Genomic DNA, 4360 nt, shown 5'->3' with positions numbered 1-4360 from the left:
GCGGCCGCCGCCTCTTCACCCGAGGCGGTCCCGGCCGGCCGCACGCAGAGCGCCCGTCTCGCCACCCAGCTCGGCCCAAGCGCCCCGCCGAGCGACAGCGCGAGCGCCGTCCTCGCCTGGAGCGGCAGCGGTCAGGAGAGCGTGGACAGCGCCTCTCTCGCCGCGATTTCGGCCTTCATGCAACCCGATGCGGCGCGCGCCGAGGGCGACCCCCTGCGCGACGGGATCGAGGGCGCGCTCGGCGCGGTGGGCTGCGCGCGCCTGCAGGCGATCTTCCAGCCCGAAAGCGGCACGCTCGCGTTGCGCGGCCATGTCCCCGAGCCCGCCGCGGCCGCGCCCGTGCGCGATGCGCTGCGCGCCCGGCTGGGGGATTCGATCCCGATCGACGACCGCGTTCTCGTGTTGCCGCGGCCGCAATGCGACATGCTTGGCGCCGTAGCGCGCGTGGGTCTGCCGCAATCGGCCGAGCAGTTCACCAACCCGCGCATCATCGGGCAGGCGGCACATGTCCGCGAGTATCGCTATGCCGAGGGCGAGCGGCTGATCCTGGACCTCGAGGCGCCGGACTATCCGTCCTATGTCTATGTCGATTACTTCGATGCCGCCGGGCGGGTGATCCACCTGCAACCGAACGAGACCGTGCCTCTTGAACGGCTGGCGCCCGAGGCGCGGGTCGAGGTCGGCGCGCCCCGTCCGGACGGCCCCTCGCTCGACATCCGCATCGCGCCGCCCTTCGGGCAGGAGTTTGCCGTGGCCTTCGCAAGCTCCCGCCCGCTCTTCGCCGCGCCCCGCCCGATGGTCGAGCCGGCGCTGCCGTATCTGGAGGCGCTGCGCGCAAGCATTTCCGCCGCGCGCGCCGAGGATCCGGACTATCGCGGCGAGTGGGTCTATTTCTTCGTCACGACCGGGCCGGGCTGACCCTCAGAGCGAGCGCAGCAGCACCTTGTTGGAACCGACCGCCTCTGCGATGCGATCGAAGTGCACGCGCCGCTCGTCGCCCTGCTGGGTGGAGCGCAACAGGGTGGTCTCCACCTCCTCGAGAATGTTCGCCGCGTCCTCGAGCACATCGTCCAGCGCCTCGGCGCGGGTCGGAGTCAGCGGGCGGCTGGACAACTGCGGCGCGGCCCCTTCGCGGCGCGCGCGCACCCGCGGCTTTTCCGGCGCGCGATTGGCCTGCGCCAGATCGCTCAGGCTGCGGGAGGCCTGCGCGATCTGCTCGCGCACGAACGCGTAATCCCCGCTCTCCGCCATGCGGTCTGCCAGATCGCCGATTTCCGACGCCAGACAGTCGACGATGTAGTCCTGGTCCACGATGCGGCCGCAGAAGCTCCGGGCTGCGGCCAGCTCGCGCGTGATCGCCGCGGTGGCCGTGTCGCTTACCTCGGTCGCGGCCAGGGCAGCCGCCTGCGCCGCTGCGGCCTGCCGCGTGTCCCCGCCCGTGCCCCCGTCTGGTTGCGGTGCCGGCGGGGTGGGCACGAAGACCGGGCCGGCGCCGTCGATCGGGTCGTCGCCGGCCTGCGCAAGCGACGCGACGAGTGCCGCGGCCACGAGCGCCGCGACCACTGCGGAAACTGCGTTCGCGCGTGCAGCCATTGGACTATCCCCCGAACAGGTCGAAACTGATGATGCTGGCCGTGAAGCTGATCCGCTGGCGATCCCGCTGATCGAAAATGTCCTCGCCGGCGAGGGTGAAATAGACGTTGTCCAGACCATCGACCCGGAAGGAGGCGCCAAGGGTCGCCGTCTCGCCCGTCCAGGCGAGACTCGCACCGAAGTTCGGCGTAAGCCCGATGCCGGCACCCGCGAACAAGCCTGGTTCGGTCTCGTTGTCGCGCCGATGCGTGCCTGCCCCCAACGTGAGCATCACCGGATAGGCGCCATCCGCGGTTCGCGTGAAGGTGGTGAAGGCGAGATCGGCGCGCACGTCGTCGTCTTCCGCCGCGCCCCAGCCGCCGATCCGGTCGGCCGACAGCGAGACATAACTCAACGCGTTCTCTCCGGCATGAAGCCGGCGCGAGGCCTTGATGCCGAAATAGCCGGAATCCCCGAAGTCGTCGGTGAGCGAGGTGAGCGTCGCCGAAAGCTGAACGCCGATCGCCTCGTCGGCGTTGCCGAACCCTGCCCCGAAAGACAACGAACCGTCGGGATCGTCGTTCGCCGCGCTCTGCCGGTTCGCACCGGACAGCGAGAAGTAGAGTGCCCCATGCGGCGCGGTCGTGCCCGAAGGAATCCCCACGAGCGTCACGAGCTTTTGCCGAGGCGTGCCCGATTCGGCCACCTGCGCCGCCGTCGCGCCCGGCACGGCCAGGGCGGCACCGAACACCAGCGGCGCGAGCGCGCATTGCGCGATCTTGCCTTGCAACATGTGCGACTCCACGCTGCGGCACTATCAGCCGCGCCACTGAACCGTTTTCATCATGCCCGTGATGGACAGCCATTGGAACGGACATTCCGCTGGCGAAGGCGTCGTGTTAGATTTTTGCCACTCGCAACTGACCGGGCATGAGGAACAAATGCTGCAACAGACGCCCGGCCCCGATGACTTCGCCGCCGAAATTGACCGCATGGAAGCCGAATGCCGGCGGGTCGGCGCCGACCTCTCGCAAATGGTCGCGGCGCGCCCGTGGACGGCGCCCGAGCGCATCAGGGCACTCTGCCAGTCGATGACCAAGAGCCTGCACCAGGGCACTTTCCTGCTCATGAACATTCAACGCACCCTCGCTGCGGAGAAGCAAGCGGCCACGGATCGCGAGGGATTGATCGAGACCGAGCGACGGTGGCACCGCGTCACGGTCGCTGCCGGCCAATTGCGGCGCACGCTGAACGCCTGGCCCGGCATCCAGGCGCTGGTCATGGGTCAGGCGCCGCCCGAAAGGCTGCCGCTCTATCCCGAGCAGCCCGCGGATCCGCGGCACGCAGCGCAGGTGCGGATGACGGACGATCTGCTGGCGCTCATGCACAGCATGTTCAACGGTGCCCCGCAGTCGGACGTGGCGCGCGATCATGGGTGCCACGACGACATCCCGATGCCGCACTCCGGCTTTCTGGAGCACATCCACGCAGCGCACCGCGTGATTCTGGCCCTGGGCCGCAGCGGACCCACCCGCTTTCTCGATGTCGGCTGCGGCGGTGGTCTGAAGGTGCTGACTGCGACGCGCGTGTTCGACGGAGCGGACGGTGTCGAGTTCGACCCCGCGCACGCCGCGGCGGCCCGCCGGTTGCTGGCACAGGCGCCCGGGCTGGACACACGCGTGTTCGAGGTCGATGCGCTGCAGTTCGACGGCTATGCCGGCTACGACGTCATTTATGCCTACCGCCCCTTTCGCGACGAGGAAAAGGCGCGGCGCATGGAGGCACTGATCGCCGAATCCGTCCCGCCGGGCACCGTGCTTCTGCTGCCGCTCGCGGTCGGCCCGCCCGAGAGTTGCGCCCGGATCGAGGGGCCGCTTCATGTCGCCGGCCTCTCGGCAGGGGAGGCCGAAGAGGTGAAGGCAGAGGCAGAGCGCATGGGCTGCGCCATCCGCACCCGCGCCCGCACCAGGAGTTATGCGCCGCCGGCGTGGCGTGCCGTCCTTGAGGCGTCTCAAGAGAACGGCTTCGACCTGCGCGCCTGAACGGCCGCGATCATCGAGGGAGGGGATCATGGGCCTGCACGATCTGGAGTCGATCAGCCTGACCGAGATGAACGCGGACATCCTGGACAAGGTCGAGCGCTCTCAGTCGCTGGGCTGGCTCGACGGACTTCTGGGAAGCTACAGCAGCCTGCCCGAGGTGCCCCTCGGCACGCCGGTCGAGGTTCTCAAGCATCTTCTGGGCGGCGTGCGCGGCCTTTATTTCAGTCACGCGCGCACCGTCTACATGAAACGGGCCGAGCGCCTGCTTGCCGTGATGGAGACCAACAAGGACAAGCCCCTGGCGATCTTTCTCGAATACGTGGACCAGCCGGACCTCGAGACAACGCTCAGGACCTATACAGTCTGGAAGGGCACCCTGTTCGAAACGCGCGTGGCCGGAGAGACCGTGGTCTGCTGGCACCCGGACAAGGATTTCCGGCCTGCGCACCACACCCGTATCAAGCATACCGGCTACAGCGAGGTCGGCCGCAAGCAGCGACGCCGCGCCGCGCGCCGCAAGGCAGCGCGGAACGGCTCTCGATCCGACCCATGAGGCGGCCCGGTCCGACCTCGCCGAGGGGGGCGATTGTATATGCTTGATCTGAACGATCTTCGCTTGTTCGTGAGCATCGTCGAACATCGCGGCATCCTCAAGGCCGGACGGGCGCTCGGCCTGCCGAAATCCACCGTAAGTCGACGGCTCGCCGGGCTCGAGGCGCAGATGAAGACGCGGCTGATCATCCGCA

Annotated in this window: 6 protein-coding genes; 4 read left to right on the top strand and 2 right to left on the bottom strand. The window is 68.7% G+C overall.

Features of this window, described 5'->3' with window-relative positions; all coding sequences use genetic code 11:
* The coding region (locus ACLFOB_RS14390) for a DUF4384 domain-containing protein (protein ID WP_410926528.1) at window positions 1–918 on the top strand (918 nt) is incomplete at its 5' end.
* A gap of 3 nt (window positions 919–921) precedes the next feature.
* On the opposite strand, the gene ACLFOB_RS14385 is transcribed toward ACLFOB_RS14390, so the two are convergent.
* The gene (locus ACLFOB_RS14385) at window positions 922–1563 is read right to left on the bottom strand and encodes a hypothetical protein (protein ID WP_410926527.1); all 642 of its coding nucleotides are present in this window, start codon (window positions 1561–1563) and stop codon (window positions 922–924) included.
* 34 nt (window positions 1564–1597) lie between these two features.
* The gene (locus ACLFOB_RS14380) at window positions 1598–2365 is read right to left on the bottom strand and encodes a hypothetical protein (protein WP_410926526.1); all 768 of its coding nucleotides are present in this window, start codon (window positions 2363–2365) and stop codon (window positions 1598–1600) included.
* A gap of 52 nt (window positions 2366–2417) precedes the next feature.
* On the opposite strand from ACLFOB_RS14380, the gene ACLFOB_RS14375 reads away from it, so the two are divergent.
* The 3 genes from ACLFOB_RS14375 to ACLFOB_RS14365 form a co-directional block, all read left to right on the top strand.
* Window positions 2418–3614 (top strand): class I SAM-dependent methyltransferase, encoded by a 1197-nt coding sequence (locus tag ACLFOB_RS14375; protein ID WP_410916790.1) that lies wholly within the window; start codon window positions 2418–2420, stop codon window positions 3612–3614.
* A 28-nt stretch (window positions 3615–3642) separates the two neighbouring features.
* Window positions 3643–4167 carry a hypothetical protein gene (locus ACLFOB_RS14370; RefSeq protein WP_410926525.1) on the top strand — a complete coding sequence of 175 codons (525 nt, stop codon included), beginning with the start codon at window positions 3643–3645 and terminating at the stop codon, window positions 4165–4167.
* 39 nt (window positions 4168–4206) lie between these two features.
* The coding region (locus ACLFOB_RS14365) for a LysR family transcriptional regulator (protein ID WP_410926529.1) at window positions 4207–4360 on the top strand (154 nt) is incomplete at its 3' end.

Origin of the sequence: Rhodosalinus sp. (assembly GCF_046542825.1) — a bacterium.
Taxonomy (GTDB): domain Bacteria; phylum Pseudomonadota; class Alphaproteobacteria; order Rhodobacterales; family Rhodobacteraceae; genus Rhodosalinus.
The sequence above is the reverse complement of the archived record's forward strand: the minus strand, read 5'-3'. Positions and strand labels throughout refer to the sequence as shown.